Source organism: Paenibacillus sp. CF384, assembly GCF_900106745.1.
GTDB lineage: Bacteria > Bacillota > Bacilli > Paenibacillales > Paenibacillaceae > Paenibacillus_Z.
Genome location: NZ_FNNV01000003.1, coordinates 46,292 through 68,514 on the forward strand (window position 1 = coordinate 46,292; position 22,223 = coordinate 68,514).

Below are 22,223 nucleotides of genomic sequence, written 5' to 3' on the forward strand. Positions count from 1 at the left end.
AATGAAAGAGAGCTCTCGTAGAGAGCTCTCTTTCAGTGTAAGATAGAAGCAGAATGTTGACGAAACCGCACGAATGGAGTCGATAAAGAGCGATGAAGCTACAACCTTATACAAGCGGCTTGGAGCATTGGAGCGACGAGCTTCGTAAGCTCGATCTCATGATTGCATTCAAGCTGCAATGCAAGATAGAGCTGGAGGGCGATGAGAATCCGCTGGATCCGATGCGAGGGCTGCTCATTACGGATGATGAAGTGCAGCGTTTGCTCCGGACGAATGGCAATGGTGAAGCAGAGGTTACGGGGGAGCTGCCGTCGTCACTTGCAGGGATGCAAGACGAAATTACTGAGCTTAGCGAGATCATAGCTGAACGGCTGCGCTTAGCCGAAGAATCGGCTGATGGCTGGCTGCCTGCTTTGGTGCTGCTTGTGAGGCGGTTTAACCTCAATCGATTCGAGCAAGCAGTTGTCGTGATGGCCCTTGCGCCGGAGTATAGCCGCAAATATGAGAAGCTGTACGGTTATTTGCAGGATGATGTGACAAATAAGCTGCCGACGGTTGATTTGGCACTCCGGCTGTTATGTGACAGTGAAACGGAGCGTTATTCCGCAAGGTCATCTTTCCAAGCGGATCAGCCGCTGCTGCGCTGGCTGCTTACGGCCGATGAGGGCGATGGAACATCAACGCTTGCGCGGCCGCTGCGGCTGGATGGACGAGTGGTTTCATTCTTGCTTGAGGCTGAGTCATGTGACGGACGGCTCGAGGGGTGGGTCAATCGTTTTGATGGTGATGCTGCCCGCGAAAGGGATGGTGATGGTGAAGCCGAAGAGCTTCAACCGCTTCTTATCGGTGCATCCAAGCAAGGTGAGATGCGCCGCTTTGCGGAGCTGCATCTTGAGGCAGGCAAACCGGCCGTACTGCATCTGTATGGTGCCGGCGGATCAGGGAAGCAATTGCATGCCAAGCATTTGGCCGCAGCATTGAATCGTCCGTTGCTGTTGCTGCATGGGGATAACTTGGAAGCCGAGCGCCTCAAGCCGTCCATAGTACTGCATCAGTTGTTTCGTGAGGCGAAGCTGACAGATGCCATTGTCGGCATTGCCGGAGGCGATCACTTCATGGCTCCGGATGGCAAGCTGGCGATGTATCGTACTGTAATCGAGCAATGGATCCGCCGAAGCGGTGGACTGTTGTTGTGGCTTTCGCGGGAACGTGCTCATTACAGCGAATTGCCGGTGCCGAGACAGTCCGTTATCTACCAAGTAGAGCTGACGCCGCCAACGATTGAAGAGCAGCGAATGCTGTGGCGGATCTGGGGAGAGGAAAGCGCTGCTGCATCCGAATCAGCGGAAGCGATGGCTGATAAATTCAGACTCTCTCCGGGGCAAATTAATCGTGCTGTTCATGAGGCGAAGCGGCTTGCCGAGCATGAAGGTGCGGATTATACGGAAGAGATGCATTTCGAGCGGGGGGCTGCTGTGCAGTTGAACCATGAACTCGAGAAGAAAGCGAAGAAGCTGAATCCGCGTTATACGTTCGAGGATCTGATCCTCCCGCACGAGCATCTCGATTTGTTGCGTCAGGCTTGCAATATGATGAAGTACAGGCGTGACGTGTATGGAACTTGGGGATTTGACCGGAAGCTGTCCTATGGCAAAGGACTCAGCATGATGTTCGCGGGACCGCCCGGAACAGGTAAAACGATGGCTGCCGAGGTAGCGGCCAACGAACTGCGACTTGAGGCATACAAAATCGACCTCTCTCAAGTGATTAGCAAATATATCGGGGAGACCGAGAAGAACCTGCATGAAATTTTCAAGGAGGCCCAGAGAACGAATGCTATCCTATTCTTCGATGAGTCCGACGCCCTGTTTGGCAAACGATCTGAGGTAAAAGACGCACATGACAAATACGCCAACGTGGAAACCGCCTACCTGCTTCAGAAGATGGAAGAATACGAGGGAGTCTCCATACTGGCAACTAATTTTCAGCAAAACATAGATGATGCTTTCCTGAGAAGAATCAACATCGTCGTTAAGTTTCCGTTTCCGGACGCCGAGCATCGTGAGAAGCTATGGCGTACGATGTTCCCAGCAGCGACGCCGCTTGCGAGCGATGTTGATTTCGCTGCCTTAGCTGCCAGAATCGAGGTCGCAGGCGGAAATATCAAGAATATTGTGCTTACGGCAGCATTCATGGCGGCAGCGGCGGGACGCCCTGTCGGCATGCGAGAATTGGTTGCATCTGCACGCCAGGAACTGAAAAAAACAGGAAAAATTCTTGTGAACAGCGAATGGGACAGTTTTTTTTAATTATTGCCCAGCATTCTAGTAAATTTCCGTGGTCATCCGACATTTTAAGCGATATAATAGGAAAATAGTTTGGTATATTTTGATGAACTTTGTTGAATCATGACGAATTACATATGGCCTAATAGGGCGGCTACGGAGGGATTGTTATCGGGACTTATTCCGCGATCGCAGATGCCGGCGCGTCACTGCTTAAGCTGCTGCGAGAGAATATGACACCGGAACCTGTCGCGCAATCCGAACTGATCGGAATGGCATCGCCTGCAGATAAAGGCGATCTTGTTCTATCGCTCTATCTCTATCGAATTACGGAGAACAGCGAGGCTAGGCGTAACGAAATGCAAGCTCGGGGAAGCGGTATGCTGCAATTCCCGCCTATGGCAGTAGATTTGCACTATATCCTGACTCCCTATTCCAGCGCGGATTTGCAGTCTAGGACGCTTGACGAACATGTTATCATCGGACGTGCCATGCAGGTGCTGCATGATAACTCGATCGTTCGCGGGGGCTACTTGCAAGGGTCGCTGGCAGAAAGCAATGAAGAATTAAGGGTTGTCGTGGAATCGCTTCCCGTCGATATTCTGACAGGGCTTTGGAACTTCGGCGATATGCCTTATAAGATGTCACTGCCGATTCGGGTAGGACCGGTGAACGTGGACTCCACCAGATTGAAATCGACTACACGTGTCGTGGAACGTCATATCAAGCTCGAAGAGAAATAGTAAGGAGGGCGTTTCTTTGGGAATACACAAGACGCGCTGCTCTGTAGTGCTTCTGCTGCGGGATGCTTACACAGGTTTGAAGCCTGCTCCTTCTTCTGTTTCTCTTCAAGTGGAAGGCGCTCACGTGACCAAACCGATTGTGAAGACGGGAGATGGGCTTTGGGTATTTACCGATTTGGCCCGGGATCCGGCAATTATCACGATCAACTCGCCAATCTATAGCAAGCAGGTACTCACCATTAATCTGGCAGAGCTTAATCCGCTTGATCCGCTCGTTACGGTCGCATTGCTTCCCGGACGTTCATACCCACTGCCTCCTGATGCCACTGTATTGACAGGGCGATTGCAAAGTGCGGCAGGGAAGTCCCTTGAGGGCATCGCGGTGCGGGCCGCTCTCTGTGACGAGCGCGGCGCGAAGGCCAGACTTACTACTGATGCATTACCCGGTTCAACCGAATTTGAAACGGCACCGATACTCGGAAGAATTTCCGAAGGCGATCGTTATGAGATTCGCAGCAGAGATGGGCAAGTACTAGAGGAATGTGAAATTGCAGGCTTTGGTACCGATCGACGTAAAGTTAAGGTATCCAATCCTATTCAATCCGCCGTCCCAAGAGGAAGCTTGCTGCTGCCGATCATAACCGCAATCTGTGATGCTTCAGGTGAGTTCCGAATCGTGTTTCGTCCTCCACTAGCTAGTTCAACGCTTAAGGTTGAGGTTAGCGTAAACAGCGGGCAGGTCAAGCATGAGAGCGTACACATCCTACAAGCAGGACGTAATTCAATTCAAGATCCAATCATTCTTACATAGAGCAACATCTGACCTGTGTGTAGGTTCATTGATGCCGTCCAGTACCTTAGGTGCGGGGCATCAGTTTATCTTAAATAAAGTAAAGTAAGCGGGAGGGGCATATGGCAGAATATTTGTCGCCTGGAGTGTATGTCGAAGAGTTTGAGAGTGGTGCTCAGCCGCTTGAAGGGGCAAGCACAAGCACGGCCGGGTTTATTGGTCTTGCGCAACGCGGTGCCGTGGAAGGCTTGCCGCAGCTCGTAACAAGTATCGCTGAATTCCAGCGTGTGTTCGGCTCTTACTTGTCCGAGAATGCTTTCGGATCGTATCGTTTTCTAGCTTACGCAGTGGATCAGTTCTTTACGAACGGGGGCTCACGTTGTTATGTCATGCGCGTAGCACCTTCGGATGCTAAGCCAGCCAGAAACTCTACACCGGAATCGGCAGTTCTTGCGCTTACGGCTAAGAACCCGGGTGCGTGGGGCAATCAGATTCGCGTCGGAATCGTTCCGTCAAGCAAAGCAAAGACACAAATTTTTGAAGTGCTCGGTACGCCGGGCGAGTCGAAGCGTTACCGCGTCAAGAACAATGCTGGCTTTAACCCCGGCGATGTTGTTGCATTCGATGACGGCAAAGGCAAGCAATACAATCGGATCCTCTCCTCACAAGACAACCTAATCGAGCTTGAGTCACCGCTTTCCGGCGAAGCAGACGTAGTAGACAACCAACTGCTTCCGACTAAAGTGCTAACGACAAGCGAGTTTACGATTCATATTTTCTCCGGCGACGAAATCGAGACTTTCGAGAAGCTGTCGCTGAACGTTTCCGCAGCTAACCATGTAGACAAAATTCTGGCCCGTTCCGGTCTCGTAACGGCGCAAGATTTGAGCCAAGGTACTGCAGGAGAAGCAATTGCGCCTTTTACTGTCATCAGCGGATTGCCTGAAGAAGCGGGCAAATACGATGTCATCTTCGGCGGTGGCAGCGACGGCTCCCTTGCAAATCTTAGTGCAGGCGACTTTATGGGTGAAGACCGCGGTCCTGGTAAGAGAACGGGTATTCAGGCATTCATCGATAACGACGTTGTCAGCATCATGGCTGTACCCGGTGTAACAGATCCTAACGTACAATTGGCACTCGTAGCCCATTGCGAGAATCTTGGCAGCCGCTTTGCCATTCTTGATATCCCGCGCGAGAAAACCAAAGTAGCGGACGTTATGACGCACCGGAATATCTTCGATTCCAGCTATTGTGCGATGTACAATCCTTGGCTGCAAGTGTTTGATCCGCTGGATAAGCGCAATATCTTCATTCCGCCATCCGGTACGGTTGCAGGGATTTACTCCCGTTCCGATCAGACGCGCGGCGTCCAGAAAGCTCCGGCCAACGAAGTGCTTCGCGGCGTAGTGGGCTTGGAAGTGCAATACAACAAAGGGGAACAGGACATTCTGAACCCGGCTGGCGTTAACTTGATCCGTCATTTCACAGGTCAAGGCACGCGCGTATGGGGTGCACGCACCTGTTCGTCCAATGGCTTATGGAAATATGTCAACGTACGCCGCTTGTTTATTTTCTTGGAGGAATCCATCAAGAACGGCACGAACTGGGTCGTCTTTGAACCGAACAATGATCAGCTGTGGGCACGTGTACAACGGACGATTGACGCCTTCTTGACACGCGTTTGGCGTGATGGCGCTTTGCTTGGGAACAGTGCATCGGAAGCGTTCTACATTAACATTGGCCGCGAAACGATGACGCAGGATGATATCGACAACGGCCGACTTGTTTGCGTAATCGGTGTCGCACCTGTGAAACCGGCAGAGTTCGTTATTTTCCGCATCACTCAGAAGACAGGCTCCGAATAGAGTCAGTTATAGCACCACGGCATCACTTTGAGTGAGAGCAGTTCAGATCATTTTGATGGAAGGGGATAACCATGCCAGGCGAACGTAATGATCCATACCGCAATTTTAGATTCCGAATTGAAATCGAAGGCATTCAACAAGCCGGCTTCAGCGAAGTATCCGGATTTGAAGCGTCTCTTGACGTTATCGAATACCGTGAAGGCAATGAAGTCATCACTCCGCGCAAACTTCCGGGCCTTGCGAAGTACGGCAATATTTCTCTTAAATGGGGCTCGACAGATTCCATGGATCTGTACGATTGGATGCAGGAGTGCATCGAAGGAACGATTGAGCGCAAAACCGTAACGATTATCGCCATCGATGAAGAAGGCGGCGACGTTGCTACTTGGCAGGTTATTGAAGCATGGCCGGTGAAATATTCCGCTCCAAGCTTTAACGGTACCGGCGCTGAAGTAGCGATTGAATTCGTGGAATTGGCGCATGAAGGCATGACACGCACAGCGTAACAGCAACGATCATACAGAAGCTTTTTGACGAGAACAAGGGATGGATGCGGGCGTATACAAGCTCCGCTCATCTCTTGTTTTCCGCTTCTGCCTCGTTCATGGTGTATCTTGGTAATTTGCAATTTGATGAAAGATAACGGAGGGAACCAAGTATGGCGTTTCAAACGGAATATGAATTTGAGCTCCCTCGGGGCTACGTAGACGATAATGGCACGCTGCACAAGCGCGGCGTCATTCGGCTTGCTACTGCAGCAGATGAAATTTTACCGATGCGCGATCCGCGCGTTCAACAAAACCCGGGTTATTTGACTGTCATTTTACTTGCTCGCGTCATCACGCGATTAGGTGATTTGAAGCATATTGATACGAAAATTATCGAGCGGCTGTTCACGGCTGATCTCGCTTACTTACAGCATGTATACCGTCAAATCAATGACATGGAAGCACCGAAGGTGCATACCGCTTGCCCGAAATGCGAGCATGATTTTGAGGTGGACGTGGATTTTTTGTCCGTAACGGAAAGCCTCTAACGGGCTATCCGATCGAGAAGTTGTATGAGGAATCCGGTTTTATCGCGTATTACTTTCACTGGCCGCATGATGACATCATGAATATGGAGCATCGGGAGCGGCGGCGATGGTGTGAGGAAATTTCGCGGATTAACCGGAAGCTGAATGACGATTCCGAGAAACCGAACGTATTTGATGTGTTTAAGAAGAGGTGACGATAGCGGTTGAGTGCTGCAGCGCATGGAGTTAATGTCGTCGGAGGCGTGTTTCGTTTCTGGGTAGAGCTGGATGGAATTCTTGCAGGCGGTTTCACCGAAGTCAGCGGTTTGGAAGCTGAGGTTGAAATTGAAGAGTTCCGTGAAGGCGGTCAGAACGGGTTTGTTCATAAGCTGCCTAAATCGACCCGATTCTCGCCTATTATGCTGCGACGAGGCATTACAAGCTCCAGCAGTTTATGGGATTGGTATGCGGGCGTCATGGCGGGCAAAGTGGTTCGCAAGAGCGGCTCCATTATATTGCAGCATTTGTCGGGTGAAGAGCTTTGCAGATGGAATTTCTTCGATGCCTATCCGGTGAAATGGAGCGGACCTACATTGAATGCATCGCAGAGCGATGTCGCGATTGAAACGTTGGAGCTGGTTCATAACGGGTTGAAAACCATCTATAAGAAGTAATTCGTAATGAAAGAGAGTCCGTGCATACAGGTCGGAAGGGGGCGAGCGAATGAGACGAGGACAACACGGGGAAATAGGGAAGCCGCTGCAATTGCGACAGGATGGGGCAGAGGCGCATCAGGCTTTCGGAGCTTCCATCCGTGATAAGTATCGTTTCGTGCGCCGTGACCAGTGGGGACGATTACCGTTAACGCTGCGAGAGCCTGATTCCGGAGGAGAGGTCCTTCCTCAATTGCCACCGACGATTCTACAGCAAATTGCTATAAAACTACAGCTGCTCATGCCGCTTAACGTGCAATGGGAAGCGAAAGAGCGCGAATGGCTGACGCTGGCGCAGAAGATTATCCGCCAGGCTGCTATGCAAGTTAGGCAGGAGTCAGAGCGAAAGGCGATCGCCAATCATGAAGCGAACGAACGGCTGATTATAGGTTCGAACGGGACAAGAATAGATGTTCGAACTCTGGATCGAAGCTCTGAGCGAGCGCGGAAGGAAGCCAGTCCCGATGGTGCTGCTGCTGCGAAAGTAGAACAAGCCGGAACAGAGCGGACGGTTGCGGATAGCGCTAAGGGAGCGAAGCAACAGGGCGATTGGTCGAGGGAGGACGCGGCACGGAAGGCGCAAGCGAGGCCGGAAGAGGCGCGAGTTAAATCGATACGAGCGGATGAGGCAAGAACGGAGCAAGCGCAGGAGAATGTAGCTCGAAAGGACCAAGCGCAGCCGGGTTTAGCTCGAAAGGACCAAGCGCAAGTGGAGGTATCCCGAACGGAGCCGTCCCGCGCGGATGCGGTACGGTCTGGACTGGTGAAGCTGGATAAAGCGGGTTCGGAGCAGACGCATGGGGAAGCGGGACGGACGGAGCAATCGCGACTAGAAACGACCCCTTCAGCGCGTGCTGGGTCAGCGAAGGCTGAGCTTCCAGATTCAGATCGAGCAAGAGGTGACGTTCGCGGCCTTGCGTTGGCTGAGCAGGCTTCGCTGGATCAGGACCATCGCGTAGCTGATTTGTTCGGTGATGTGCTGGACTGGACGGAAACGAAGCGAATGGCAGGCAGACTCCGAGCATTAGTTGCTTCACCTGTAATCGGTCAGCGTTTGGCACAGGAGGACGAGGGGAAGGCAGCTGTTCTATTGCTTCAAATTGGATCACTGCTTAACCGATATGCAGGAACACGAAAGTCAATTGTGCCTATCAACCACGTCATCGGAAACTCGAGACCTACAGTGAAATCCGAAGATCAATTCGAGCTGGAGACCGGTAAAGTTCGAGGGAAGTTGAATTGGCAGACGCAGAAGCCGTTATGGCAGCGTGATGCCAGCGGCATGGTCTGGCGGATGACCTCTACCCGCGATCACCATCAACAGCCCAATTGGATGGAAGGCGCAGTTCGCGTCTTGCTTGGTCGCATCGGAGACGCAGGATTGCCTTTGGCTGCTGCGCTGGCTGCACGTGATGAGAAAGTCAAGCAAGCACAACCTATCGTGCAAGATCGTAGGGAAGCTGCTTCTAGAACTACGCGTTCATCGGCTATACGACATCAAGATGCGCAACAATTTTCGGAATTGCCTCAAGTAGAGAACACGTTTGCCAGTCTACCAGCTGGTACGAGACAAGTATCTACGGATACCAACAGGACGCTGACGAATGACGGAATAGTCCCTTCCGAAACACTTCAGCGGCGACCGATAGATTCCGCTGCTGCGAAGCGCGAGCAGCGTTTCAATCGCAATCCGGTAACGATGACACTCCGCAGAAGGCTGGGGGAAACTCTTTCTACCGACACAACCTTGATGGTAGAGAGGCTGTCTAAGGTTCGCAGGTCTGTGAGGCAGTTACATGGTACTCCCGATCAACTATCAATAAGCAGTCCATCAGTTGATAGAAGGGTTCATCCTGCGTCTGCAGTGCTACAGCGAAGAATAGCAACCGGTTTCGATAGCCCTGTATCGCTGCCTCTGTCCGGGAAGAAAATTTTTGTTAAACAAACTGCAGCGGCCAGAGCGGATTCACTAAGAGCGGATTCACTAAGAGCGGAACCAATAAAGACAAATGCAATAAGAACAAATGCAATAAGAACGAATTCAGAAATTCCAGACGCTGTTCTTCGAGAGCTTCAGACGGTTCATGGAAAACTTATCGTTTCACAAATGAGAAGAATTGCTCCAGCGCATATTCTTCATCGTGAACGGCCTAGCGCTTCCTTCCCGGTAAATCGAGATCATGCAGTGTTACCGGCTGCGAAAGCCGAACCGCTTGAACAGACGACGAGTAGTATTTCGACAAACGGTACTGAAGCTAAACCTTCTAGCCAAATGATTAAAGCTAAATCAAGCCGAGCAACTGATTCAGTCAGATTGCATCTGCCGAACAACAACAAACGACAAATATCCAGCGCTCTTACTGCCGATGAGACACCTTCCAATGAAACATACATAGGGCCTTCGGCGAAAGGCGCATTAACGGATGGGGCAAAATGGGGCACGATCCTGTTTGTCAATCGCCTTCGCTTATTGACCGTGACAACTCCAACAACGCCGGGGGGCGTTCGTACGGAACGGATTGTCAATCGTCGATCAGCGAACACTACGAAACCGAAATCATCACATATAGATTCGGCTCTCTCAGATTTAGAGAAGAAGCAGAACAAAACAAAGATGTTCGATCGTAGAGACAAACAGCAGGTTGTGGATGCGCCTTCCATAGAATTTACAGGCAATAAGGAAAGTAGAAAGGTGCCGAATCGACCGGAAGTTGAAGCTCAAAATGATCTCTCAGAATGGGATAACGTGCTGAATCGAGCCCGCGGCACACTGGCCGAAAGAGTAAGCAAAGCCGGTGATCAGGGATTGATCCTGGTTCAACGGAGAAATGCTGCCGAAACGTCTAATGAGCAAGTTCAAGCACAGAGATCCAGCATCCTAGCTTCACCGACTTCAAGTGATCTTAGGCAGCTGGAAGCGAGAATCCAAACTGGCAGCAGTGCAGACAAGACGGAATTGAAGCGACCATCAACGACTAGTAGAACTACTATAAACAATAAGCAATTCAATGATGGAAGAGAGATAAAAGCAGCATCTGCAAGGGGATCACTGGTTGAGCGCGCTCGCAACGCCGGAAACAAAGGATTGGTACTCGTACAGCGTCGTATGATCACTCAAACAGGTACGAACACAGCTGTTATTGTGGCGAAGCAACGGCATTCTGATGGTGGTTCAGATCAACACAGTCGTATTGTTCAACCGACAGGCACTACACAAGCATCTCTTTCGGGGTATCAAGCGCAGGATCGGCAAAGAATCGACGGGCGAACGAATGATACAGCAATGCCCACTGTGGATTCGAATCTATCGATTTCGAACCCAGCCGTGCCGCTCGTTCAACGACGTGCCCATAAAGCGGCTGCAGCGAGCATAGCATCGCAGGTTGTCTATCAATCGAGGACAGGTACGACGCGAAGAGACGTTTCGCGGACAAGCGGCGATCAGTTGGTACAACGGCGCGCGACTACGCAATCTGAAGGAGATAGCGCTGCAATAATTCGCGACCGAACTGCATCACCAACCAGTGCCGGTCAGGCCGCGCAGCAAACCATGCCGAACCAACGGGCCTCTTCTGCACCGTTGCAGCGATCGATCTTACCAACAACGGGGAGAATGCTCCAGCATCGCATGATTGCGCAAGCACCAGGCGTGATCGGAACGAGGTCTTCCGCGCCGTCACGGATTCCAGCTTCAGAGCGGAACGCAGCTTCAACGAACCCGCCAGCGGCTGCCGCGACGCCGGCAGTCCCAGCAGCAGCAGCAACAGCAGCAACAGCTGCCAGACAAGCTGGAGCACTGATTCAGCGCCAAACGGCTGCACGAGCGGAGACAGCTATGACACCGTTCAAACCTGCTAGCTTACTAGTGAATCATCAATCCGTGCCGAAGCAAATGATGACCTCAACGCAAGCTCCGTTAGTCCAGCGACAAATGGACTCACAATCGAAGACTGCGAATCTGCCGGCTCAGCCTACGCTTCATTACGCTGCGAAGCCTTCAAGTCAGGCGGAGCCGGATTTCACGAGGAGCTTCACCTCTTCGCCTGTGATGCAGCATCATGCTTCCAAGGCTGCGGCTGCGGCTGCAGCGGCCGAAACGGTGAGGCAGAGCGTTGCAGCAATGAAACCGCCGGCAGCTCCGACTATCGATGTCAAGCAGGTGCAGCAAATGCTGATGAATATGCCGCAGCTGCAGCCGGATGCAATCGCCGATAAAGTGTTCAAAGTTTTCGAGAAAAAAATGAAATTCGAGCAGCGCAGAAGCGGGTACTAGCAAAGCAATAACGGGATAGGAGGAGCGAAGGCGGTATGGCACTGAAGAAAGCAAAAATCATCGTCACAAAAGGCACAGGTCAAGAGCAGCTCGAAGTGCTGTTCAATCCTGCCGAATATTCATTGGAATCGGCTAACAATTTTGCATGGCAGACCATACCGGGGCTGCAAACTCCGATTGCCCAATTTATTAGCGGCGAAGCGACTACGCTTAGCATGGACCTGTTCTTCGATACGTACGAGAAAGCAACGGATGTCCGTCTGCTCACGGCCAAGGTATCCAGACTGCTCGATGTCGACAAAGACTTGCATGCACCGCCGAGCTGTCGTTTCGTCTGGGGCTCGCTGGATTTTAAAGGCGTAGTAGAACGGGTGTCTCAGAAATTTACGATGTTCCTCGATTCGGGTCTTCCTGTGCGGGCAACGTTGAACGTGACCTTCCGCGCGCTGCAAAGCATGAAGGAGCAGTATCAGAATATCCCGCGCCAGTCCGCTGACCGGACCAAGCAGAAGACGCTGAAGCAAGGGGATCAGCTCTGGATGATCGCTGCGGAGGAATACGAGGATCCGGGGGAATGGCGGGCCATCGCGGAAGCGAACGGCATCGACAATCCAAGACAGCTGCGAACAGGCCGCAAAATTATCGTTCCGAGGTTGGACTAGCTTATGGCAGACGTGAAGTTTGATAACAGCACCTATCAATTCGATTCGTTAGAGCAGAAGTACCGCAATTTCTTTGCGCCTGCTTTTGAAATTATGATTGATGGCAACAGCATGATTCGGCAAAGCGTAGCGATTTCGTCGGTCAAAGTAAATACGACGGTCAATCAGAAGGCGGATTCCTTTCATTTTACGGTTCAGAACGCATTTGACCCGGTTCGCCGTGAATTTCAATGGATTAATAGCTTCCTAGCAGTCGGCAAGTACGTTGAGATAAAGATGGGCTACACCGATAAGCTGGAAACAGTGTTCTACGGCATCATTACGTCGGTAGATCTGGAGTATCCGTCAGACGGCAATCCGACTGTAAGCGTCTCGGGAATGGATATCTCATTCCTCATGATGAAGGGCTCCCACTCCAATTCATGGAAGGAAAAGAAGGACAGCGACGTGGTGAAAGTAATCGGCGCGAAATATGGGGCGAAGCTGTCCGTCGATACAACGACAGTGATGAGACCGATCATCGAACAAATTCGGATGACGGATTATCAGTTTCTGAAGCAGCTGGCTAAGTCGAACGATTATGATTTTTTCGTGGTCGGCAAGACGCTTTATTTTCGCGAATCGAAGAACTCCAAGACGCCGGTCATCACGCTCATGTACGGCAAAAACTTGCGCAGCTACTCTACCAGCGTTGATATATCCAATCAGGTGAGCCAAGTGATCGTCAGAGGGTTTGATCCGAAAACGTCCACGGCTATCGAAGCTACTTCCGGTCAAGTCGACATCATTGGTTCGAATTCCCGCACAGGGAAGGACATTATGCGCGCGCTTGCGGACTATACCAAGGAATATGTGTACACCAATGCGACGACGATGCAGGAAGCGCAGGATCTGGCAGACGCGATGATGAATGAACGGGCAATGGACTTGGTCACAGGCTCAGGCGAGAGTATCGGGATTCCGGAAATTCGTGCGGGCCGCTATATCAAACTGGATGGACTTGGCGCCAAATTCAATCAACCGATGTATCTCACCGAAGTCAGTCACTCCATCTCCGCATCCGGATATACGACAAGCTTTGAGGTAGGGGGAAATGCAATATGAGTAACGGCATGTACGGCGGCGGCTCCGGCGGTTCAGGCGGTATTGAAGGGGTTATGCTTGCAGTCGTCACGAATAATAAGGACCCTGACAAAATCGGCCGCGTGAAGCTGAAATTTCCGCATCGCGAAATTACGCAAGAGACCGACTGGGTGCGCTGCCTGACCTTTATGGGCGGCAAAGACAGAGGAAGCTTGTTCGTTCCGGAAGTGAACGACGAGGTGCTGGTCGCGTTTCATATGGGCGATTTCAATCAGCCGTACGTCATCGGTTCGTTGTGGAACAAGAGCAATCCGGCACCGGTAGGCGATGAGAACAACAATATACGCAAGATTAAATCGAAGTCGGGACATGAGTTTATTTTCGACGATACTTCCTCGAAGGAGAAGGTAACGCTGCAAACCAAGAAAGGCAGCAAGATCGAATTCACGGACAGCACCGAGGAAATCAAACTTACCGACAAAAGCGGCAAAAACAATCTCACCATCGTGGGAAGCGGCTCAGGGAAGCTGACCTTAACGAGCTCATCCACCAAGATCGAAATTTCAGGTACGGGCGATGTGACGATATCGAGTTCGAAAGAAGTCACGATTAAATCGACGCAGATCAAGATCGAAGCTAGTGCAGCACTGAATCTTAAAGGCGGCGGCACCGTCGATATCAAATCTGACGGCATCGTCAACATCAAAGGCGCAATGGTCAAAATCAATTAGGCTGCGATAGGCAGAAGAGGGGGAAGGCGGTCATGGCATCTTTTCTGGGTAGAGGCTGGAAATTCCCCATAGAAGTCGACTCCACCACGGGACGAATCAAGACGGCCGAGAAAGAAGACGATATCGCGGAGGCCATTCGCATTATCCTGTGGACGAATAAAGGGGAGCGTGTCATGCGGCCTGATTTTGGCTGCGGTATTCACGAGTTCGTGTTCGAGACGACGGACGAAACGACGCTGCGATTATTGGAGACAAACATACAAGAGGCGATCCGAATCTGGGAGCCGCGCGTACATGAGGTCGAGGTTCACGCGGAGCATGACGGCGCTGAAGCCGGCAAGCTGCTGCTCCATATTTCGTATGTCGTCCGGAGCACGAACAATCTATTCAATCAGGTCTATCCTTTCTATTTGGAGGAAGGAACGAAGTAGATGACAAAGGGTGGAGCAGGAGACCATGATGAACAGTACCCGAAGCGGGGCAGGAGTGCCGCAGGCCATTGATAAGCGCGATCTGGCTGCTCTTGCCCGCTGGATGAAGGAGACAGCTCCTTTCTACACCCCGGAGTGGCGATTCTCGCCTGAAGACCCGGACCCTGGCACGGCGCTGTTCTATTTGGCGGCGAACATGCTGCAAGAGAATGCGAAACGACTTAATCGGACGCCGGAGAAGAACTTTATTGCGTTCCTTAACATGCTGGAAACGAAGCTTCAGTCGGCGCGGCCTGCACGAACCCATGTTGTATTTCGGATGAATGAAGGGGCCACGGAGCCGGTATGGATTCCGCGAGGCACGCAATTAACAGGGCCATCACCAAGCGGTGGCGAAGAGCTTCTCTTCGAGAGCGAGCGGGCCATGCTCGTAACGCCGGCTAAACTGACGGATGTCATTAGCATTAGTCCGGCACTAGATGCGATCACGTTATCCGCGGAATCGTATACGGAGAAGCTTGCCGAGGGAAAAGGTGAAGTGCCGCTCTTTCAGGCAGCCTACGGCATTAACTTGCAGGAGCACGCCATCTACTTCCGAGAGGATGATCTCTTCTTGGCGACGCATCCTGCGACAATTCGCGTGAATCTGTTCCATTCTGCGAAGAAGTATAAACAGCCTCAGCTGGCTGCTGCTATGGCAGATACGGAGCTGCTGGAATGGACGTACCATTCCGAAGGCGAATGGATTCCTTTTGATGACATTACGAGTGCAGGAAACACGGTTTCTTTACATAAAACAGTGGTTCGGCCGATCGATCCGGTGGAAATAGGCGGTATTGAAGGCCGATATATCCGCTGCAAGCTGAAAGTGATGGATGCAAGCGCCAACCCGCTGCTGGCTCAAGATTTGGAGCTGGATCAGCTGTCGTTAACGTCAGCCTTCGACCCTAACCAAGGGGTGGACGGCATACCGCCAACGATGCTCATTCATAATGATATGGAGCTGAGCCATGACGGATTTTATCCGTTCGGCGAGCATTTTGCGCCGTATTCGACCTTTTATATCAGCTGCGAGGAAGCCTTGTGCAAACGGGATGGCAGGCTTGATCTAAGCTTCAGGATGAAAACATTGCCGAGCGCCCTGCGCACGGCGCCGGACCCGGAAATTCGTTGGCGCATGATTATGCGTCGTACGGAGCTGGAGAAGAAGGACCCGCCGAAAATTCGGATCCAGCGTGTCCTGTGGGAGTATTGGAACGGCAGCGGATGGGTACGAATTCCCGGAAGCGAACGTTATGAGACTTTGTTCAGCGAGCTGCCCGAGCATGAAGACTTGAACTGCAGCGTTTCCCTGCATTGCCCGCAGGATTTAGAGCAAACCTTCGTCAATGCGCAGTTTGATTATTGGATTCGTGTTCGTGTCGTCGCGATGGACAACTTCTACGCACCGGAAATGATTTATGTCACGCCGTGGATGGATGAATTGAAGCTCCGATACCATTACGAGGACCGCAATTTCCCGGCAGCATCCGCCATCATGTTCAATAATGCGGCAATGAGGGAAGTGACGAGGGAAGCAAGCGGCGGCGGCAAGCCGTTTCGGCCGTTTGAGCCCATTGATTGCAGCTATCCCGCTGTCATATTCGGATTTGATTCGCCTCCGCTTAAAGGCCCGATTACGATGCAGGTTACGCTGCAGCCAGCGAAATGGGACGCTTCGAAGCGGCCATGGATCGAGTGGGAGGCGCTCGTTCGCGAAGGTACATCGGTGCATTGGAAGCTCTTATCCGTCATCGATGAGACGAACGGATTCATAGAAAGCGGCCTCGTGCAATTTGCAGGTCCGCCGGAGCTCCATCAGACGCTGCTCTATGGCAGGGAACGCTATTGGCTGCGTGCTGTCAACCGCGACGGTTGTTATGACCTGGAGGATCAAGCGAAACCTGCTGCTAAGCGGCTGGATATGAACGCCGTGCAAGTGCTGCAGCAGCGAACCATAACCGGGGAAACCCCGGAGCGAACACGCGGGGTCTATCGATTATCCCGATCGCCGGTCATCGCGGAGGAAGTGTGGGTCGATGAAACCGAGACGATGCCTAAGCATGAATTGGAAGAGCAGCTGTCGCTGCTACCTGCTAACTTCGAAGTCTTATATGACAGTGAAGGGCAAGTGCAGCGCGTATGGGTCAAATGGAGCGGTGTAGAATCGTTCCTCACTTCATCTGCAATGGATCGTCATTATGTTCTCGACGGTTCTGCTGGAACCATTACCTTCGGTGAAGGAATCAGAGGTCGCGCCGTCCCAGGCGGCGGACCGGACAGTATTCGAGTGAATTACAAAGTGACGGCAGGAGCAGACGGCAATATCGGGGCAGGCGAGATTACAGGATTGCTGCAATCCATCGCGTTCATAGCCGGCGCAACGAATCCAAGCGCAGCCGGCGGAGGCTGCCATACTGAGCATCTCGAGGCAGCATTGCTTCGTGGACCGCAGCGACTGAAGCATCAAGGTCGCGCCGTAACGGCTGAAGACTTCGAATGGCTGGCAAGAGAGGCATATCCGGGTCTGGCTAAAGTAAAATGTCTGCCCAATCGGAACGTTCATCTGGAGCGCAGCCTAGGCTCGATTACGTTAGTAGCATTATCGGAGCCCGGCGATTCCGGATACGCTCTGTTTCCCGCGTTGAAACGCCAAATCGAAGCGTATTTGATAGAACGCGCTGCGAATACGGTTTCTCATCAGCCATCGGTTCAAGTCATTGCGCCGGCATTTCTATATGTATCCGTTACGGTTTCAGTTACAGTCGAGTCACTTGAGGATGTGCTGCCTGCAGAGGCGGCATGCCTAACAAGACTTGCACAGTTTCTGGATCCCATACGAGGCAAGCTGGACGGACGAGGCTGGGAGATTGGCGAAACCTTGCATGAATCGCTCTTCTATTCCCTGCTTAAATCCGTTCGTGCAATCAAAAACATCGATAAACTTTACATCTCCATGCTGAAGTCGGAAGACGGCACAACCATCGAAATTGATCCGTCCAAGCAATCCATGTACCCGCATGCTTTGCTCTGCAGCGGCACGCATACCGTCAAAGTAACAACGAGCTAAAACCAGCGTGCCTTCCGGCACCGAACAAGAAAGGAGGTGCACGTCTTGCTGCCGATACCCAATTTAGATGATCGTCGCTTTCAGCAAATCGTAGAAGAAGCGCGTAAGGCGATTCCGAAGTTTATGCCGGAATGGACGGACGAGAATGCGCATGATCCCGGCATTACGCTGATTGAGCTGTTCGCATGGCTAAGCGAAATGCAGCAGTTCTATATCAATCGCGTGCCGGAGCGCAATCAGCTTAAGTTTCTGAAGCTGCTCGGCGCTAAGCCGCAGCTGGCACATCGCGCGCATACACAGGTCAGCTTCCAAGGTGGGGATCGGCCCCTCATGCTGCCGAAGGGCACGAAGCTGCAGGCGCAGGATCAACCCTTCGAAACGACAGAAGCGATCCGGCTGCATCCCGCCCGAATCGATCGCATCATCGTTCGAACAGAGAAAGAAGCGAATGATTACACATCGACTAACGACCATGTCGGCGTTTCGTTCTATGCTTTCGGCCCTGAAGCTCGTCAAGGCAGCAGACTGTACATCGCCTTTGACCTTGAACTGATGCCGGGGGATGAACTGACCATGGCGATTTCATTGTTCGACGATGGGTTGGTTCCGCTTATCCCTGTGGACGACGCAAGCAAGGCAATCGTACCTTCTGCTAAAGTATCGTGGAAGTTCTATGGGAACAACGGTACGCCGCCTGAACTCGCAGGCGCAGAGCACATTCAACAAGACAGCGTAATCGGAGCTACCGGTAGCGGGCCATCCGCGTGGATGCCGCTTGAGCTCATTCACGATGATACGGTTCAGCTCATGTACAACGGGATGATTACATTTCGTGTACCTCATGGAATGAGACCGGTCATGGTCCATCCGGCTAACGACAGGGGACGCTATTGGTTCTGCTGCACGGCTGAGCAACCGGGCTACGAGAATCCGCCGCGGATCGAACATATTGCGTTCAATACCGTGAAGGCCGTCCAACAATATACGTTTAGTGAATTGTTTCATGCTGATAGGATCGACGGGGACAAGCAGGAGATGATCGTCTCTTCCTACCTTGCCGCTAATGGGTTCATTCGCGTTCAACAATCCCAGCAAGGGTCAGACGGATGGGTCGATTTGCGGGAAACGATAGATTACGAGCTGAACCAGCATTTAGAAACAGGTGAAGCGGTGGTCACCTTGATTGCCGGAGCGGAAAGTCCAAGCCCGGCATCACTGCCGCAACAAAGCAGAACAACCTTGCGGGTGATCGCCCAGACTGAGGCATTCCGCGAGCAGTGTATCATCGGGCAGAGCAACGGTTTGCCGAGACAGAAGTTAGTTGTCTACGATTATCCGTTGCAGAATAACCGGTTTACGCTCCAGATCGGGCGTAAGCTTCAAGGTGGAAGCTGGCTATGGGAGGATTGGACCGAAGTGGATAACTTCGACAACTCCACATCCACGGATCGGCATTTCCTATTCGACGCAGCGGAGCATGAGATTAGATTTGGCGATAATGAGCGCGGAAGTGTTCCGCAAGCATGCGATGAGCCGAATATTTGGGTCATTGCCTGCTTGCTGGGAGGTGGAACTCGCGGCAACGTGAAGCCCCATCTCATTACCGAAATCGTCTCGCTAAATGAATCAAGCGAACAACTGCTCGGACAGCTTTCCGTAACGAATCATCAGTTTGCTGTAGGGGGAACGGAAGCGGAATCGCTTGAAGCCTGCATCGAACGTGTTCGCAGAGAACTCCATGAGCCGTTTCGGGCCGTTACGGCAGAAGATGTCGAGCATATCGTTCGTCATACGCCAGGACTTCGGGTAGCGCGAGTCAAGGCGTTGCCGCTCTACATGAAAGGGCTAAAGGACTATCCACGTAACCAAGCGCCCGGCCAACTGACCGTTGCGGTTGTTCCATATAGTCCGGCAGTTACTCCGACTCCGAGCATTGGATTTCTTGAGAGCGTGAAGCGGCATCTGGACGAACGTAGATTGATTACGACGGAAGTCCATGTCATTGCACCTGAATATATCGGCATCACGGTGCATGCCATCATCGTCGTCGAGCCTCATTTTGTTGATGAAAGCATGCAGATCGTCATGGCGCTCAACAGGCTGTTAAGGCCGCTTGATGGCCGAGACGGTTCGAAAGGCTGGCCTTTTGGCAGGACGGTATATAAGGGAGATCTGTTCGGGCTCATGAATGAGATGAAAGGCGTCGCCTATATTCAGGAATTATGGTTAGACGCTGAAGGGCAGGGCTGGACCAAAACTTCCGGTGGCGATATCGAGCTTCCTCCGTATGGATTGGTCTACTCGGCCGGGCATGAGATCGAACTTATCAGTAGAACGAACCTGTAAGTTGCGATTGCACGGGAGCAGAGCAGGACATTCGGAAACGTAAGGGGGGGGAGACGAGCTGGAGCAGGGGACGTTATTTTTCTCAATGAATAAGGAAAGTGACTGGGCTTCAAGCGGCAAGGCTAACTTGGAATGGACAGAGGCCGGGCTGCGCATCACACAAACGCAAAAATACGGCATACGTAGCACGCTGCATCTGAACGATTTAGATGGCATTCGCGATGTCCACGAGTTCGTTATCGGGCCTTACGGCAGACTTTATGTCCTGGATGGAGCCAGTGACGTGTGGTTATATGATTCGGAATACCATCATCACGAGAAGCTGTTTCCAAGCGGTCATGGACTATTCGGTATCCGATCGTTGCTCGCGGTCATCGGCGATACGCTCCTTGTGGCGGATCCGGAGAAGCAGCAATGCTCGGCATATGCAATCGGTAACTCCCAGACGTACTGGAGCTTAAGCGAATGTAATGGAATCGAGCTCTATCCGATCGCAGCGGCATCTGATGACCATCACTTCTATGTGGTCACACCGCTTGCGGTCCAGCGGAATCCCGAAGGTGACCTGATCGTTCCGGCAGGCACGGGTATTGGGATCGTGAAGATCGATCGGAACGGACAATGTGCAGGCATTGTAACGGAGGAGAAATGGGTGCTGCCAACGGCCGTGAAGCTGCACTACTTATATAAGCGCTTCTACGTCGCTGTATCTAAGGAACGTAGCGTTTATGTGTTTGACAGCGAGGCGCACACGCTGCGCGGCTTCTCACCTGATGGGGAAATGATCTCTCGGATGTTTCTGCCTTCTTTGAAATTTGCCGGACTGGCTGTTGATTCGATGAACCAGCTCTATATCGGCGACTCCAGACATATCGCTGATGAAGGGGAAGACGATCGATTCGTATTGAACCTCGGCGAAACCGGGGAATTCATTACGAAGGTGCCGGGCTCCAGGGGCAAAGCGGACAAGCTGATGTTCGACGCACGCGACCGCATGTACATTCTGAACGCCGAAGAAGGTACGGTTACGGTGCTTGAGCTGCAGCCAAGGACGATGGAACGAATGGAAACCGGCGCCCTCGAAGGCATTTGTCTCACAACCGCATTAGACAGCACGGAAGCCGAAACGGTCTGGCACAAAATGGTGCTGGAAGCGGACATCCCGGATGAAACGCAGCTGCGAATCTCGTACTTCTGCTCCGATCAGAAGCAGATGATCATCGGCGGCAGGTTTATGGCGATGGATGATTTCATTCGTGACGAGAACCGTGACATGTTGGAGAAATCGCGAACGCTGGAGCCGTTCTGGTCGGCACCGGTTACGAATCCGAAGGATGCCCTGTTCTTCGATGCCAAAGGCCGGTATATGTGGCTCAAGATCGAATGGATCGGCAGTGAGCGTAAAACGCCATGCCTCTCTAAGCTGAGAGTTGTATTTCCGCGAAGCACCTATTTGAGCCATCTGCCAGCCGTCTATCAAGAGGATCCGACCGGTTTTACGGAACGATTCCTAGCCTTGTTCGGCACGATGTTCGATAGTATCGAGACGCAGGTTCAAGAGATTCCGCGTCACTTGGACAGCGAGCTGACGGAAGGGCCGTATCTGAAATGGCTGGGCAGCTGGCTGGGCATCGAGGTGGATGAGCATTGGAGCGATGAGCAAATACGCCGATTCATTCGTGAGGCGCCGCAGTTGTATCGGTATAGAGGTACCCGCCGAGGCATCGAGAAGATGGTCGAGATTTACACAGGCAGCAAGCCGTACATCGTGGAATATTTTCAATATCGCATGATGCGGGAATCCGCGGAGCTCCGCGAATTGACCGATTTACTATACGGCATGCATCCTTGCAGCTTCTCCGTCCTCGTCACGACAGAGCAGGCGAATACAGAGAAACAGCGGCTCATGCTGGAGCGCATGCTGAATGAACATAAACCGGCGTTTACGGATGCGCATCTAATTGTGCTTCAGCCGTGGATGTACCTCGATATGCATACGTATCTGGAAGTCAATACTCTGTTATCGGAGCCGTCGCTGCTGCGAATCGATCCGAACCGTTCGATGCCAAGCGATACGATCATCGTCGATGTCGACCGCGATAGACGGCTAGATCTCCATACGCGCTTAGGCTTGGATTCAGAGATGGAATAGAGCATGAACAGAGGAATGATCGTCG

At 52.1% G+C, this 22,223-nt stretch carries 16 protein-coding genes; all 16 read left to right on the plus strand.

Annotated elements, in window-relative coordinates; genetic code table 11:
* Positions 1 to 92 precede the first annotated feature (92 nt).
* The 16 genes from BLW29_RS07700 (at position 93) to BLW29_RS07775 (ending at position 22,198) form a co-directional block, all read left to right on the plus strand.
* Positions 93 to 2,309: an ATP-binding protein gene (locus BLW29_RS07700; RefSeq protein ID WP_090977929.1), complete on the plus strand. Its 2,217-nt coding sequence runs from the start codon at positions 93 to 95 to the stop codon at positions 2,307 to 2,309.
* A gap of 185 nt (positions 2,310 to 2,494) precedes the next feature.
* Positions 2,495 to 3,028: a Pvc16 family protein gene (locus BLW29_RS07705; RefSeq protein ID WP_256208467.1), complete on the plus strand. Its 534-nt coding sequence runs from the start codon at positions 2,495 to 2,497 to the stop codon at positions 3,026 to 3,028.
* Between the two features lie 16 nt (positions 3,029 to 3,044).
* On the plus strand, positions 3,045 to 3,839 hold the full coding sequence (locus BLW29_RS07710; protein WP_090977933.1) for a hypothetical protein: 795 nt from the start codon (positions 3,045 to 3,047) through the stop codon (positions 3,837 to 3,839).
* A gap of 101 nt (positions 3,840 to 3,940) precedes the next feature.
* Positions 3,941 to 5,683, plus strand: coding sequence for a phage tail sheath family protein (locus BLW29_RS07715; RefSeq protein ID WP_090977935.1), 1,743 nt, complete (start codon positions 3,941 to 3,943; stop codon positions 5,681 to 5,683).
* Between the two features lie 71 nt (positions 5,684 to 5,754).
* On the plus strand, positions 5,755 to 6,189 hold the full coding sequence (locus BLW29_RS07720; protein WP_090977937.1) for a phage tail protein: 435 nt from the start codon (positions 5,755 to 5,757) through the stop codon (positions 6,187 to 6,189).
* Between the two features lie 152 nt (positions 6,190 to 6,341).
* Positions 6,342 to 6,719 (plus strand): hypothetical protein, encoded by a 378-nt coding sequence (locus BLW29_RS07725; protein WP_090977939.1) that lies wholly within the window; start codon positions 6,342 to 6,344, stop codon positions 6,717 to 6,719.
* 20 nt (positions 6,720 to 6,739) lie between these two features.
* Entirely contained in the window at positions 6,740 to 6,913 is a 174-nt protein-coding gene (locus tag BLW29_RS32085) for a DUF6760 family protein (RefSeq protein WP_256256138.1), read from the plus strand.
* Between the two features lie 9 nt (positions 6,914 to 6,922).
* Positions 6,923 to 7,372: a phage tail protein gene (locus BLW29_RS07735; protein WP_090977943.1), complete on the plus strand. Its 450-nt coding sequence runs from the start codon at positions 6,923 to 6,925 to the stop codon at positions 7,370 to 7,372.
* A 49-nt stretch (positions 7,373 to 7,421) separates the two neighbouring features.
* The gene (locus BLW29_RS07740; protein WP_090977945.1) at positions 7,422 to 11,684 is read left to right on the plus strand and encodes a prolipoprotein diacylglyceryl transferase; all 4,263 of its coding nucleotides are present in this window, start codon (positions 7,422 to 7,424) and stop codon (positions 11,682 to 11,684) included.
* Between the two features lie 35 nt (positions 11,685 to 11,719).
* Positions 11,720 to 12,346, plus strand: coding sequence for a CIS tube protein (locus BLW29_RS07745; RefSeq protein WP_090977947.1), 627 nt, complete (start codon positions 11,720 to 11,722; stop codon positions 12,344 to 12,346).
* A 3-nt stretch (positions 12,347 to 12,349) separates the two neighbouring features.
* A complete protein-coding gene (locus BLW29_RS07750; RefSeq protein WP_090977949.1) occupies positions 12,350 to 13,450 on the plus strand; it encodes a phage late control D family protein in 1,101 nt (366 codons plus the stop codon).
* The gene (locus tag BLW29_RS07755) at positions 13,447 to 14,160 is read left to right on the plus strand and encodes a phage baseplate assembly protein V (RefSeq protein WP_090977951.1); all 714 of its coding nucleotides are present in this window, start codon (positions 13,447 to 13,449) and stop codon (positions 14,158 to 14,160) included. The genes BLW29_RS07750 and BLW29_RS07755 overlap by 4 nt, the downstream gene beginning before the upstream one ends.
* A gap of 32 nt (positions 14,161 to 14,192) precedes the next feature.
* Positions 14,193 to 14,591: a GPW/gp25 family protein gene (locus BLW29_RS07760; RefSeq protein WP_090977953.1), complete on the plus strand. Its 399-nt coding sequence runs from the start codon at positions 14,193 to 14,195 to the stop codon at positions 14,589 to 14,591.
* 25 nt (positions 14,592 to 14,616) lie between these two features.
* The gene (locus BLW29_RS07765) at positions 14,617 to 17,700 is read left to right on the plus strand and encodes a baseplate J/gp47 family protein (protein WP_090977955.1); all 3,084 of its coding nucleotides are present in this window, start codon (positions 14,617 to 14,619) and stop codon (positions 17,698 to 17,700) included.
* 45 nt (positions 17,701 to 17,745) lie between these two features.
* Positions 17,746 to 20,046 (plus strand): putative baseplate assembly protein, encoded by a 2,301-nt coding sequence (locus BLW29_RS07770; protein WP_090977957.1) that lies wholly within the window; start codon positions 17,746 to 17,748, stop codon positions 20,044 to 20,046.
* An 85-nt stretch (positions 20,047 to 20,131) separates the two neighbouring features.
* The gene (locus tag BLW29_RS07775; RefSeq protein ID WP_090977959.1) at positions 20,132 to 22,198 is read left to right on the plus strand and encodes a phage tail protein; all 2,067 of its coding nucleotides are present in this window, start codon (positions 20,132 to 20,134) and stop codon (positions 22,196 to 22,198) included.
* The last annotated feature ends 25 nt before the right edge of the window (positions 22,199 to 22,223 follow it).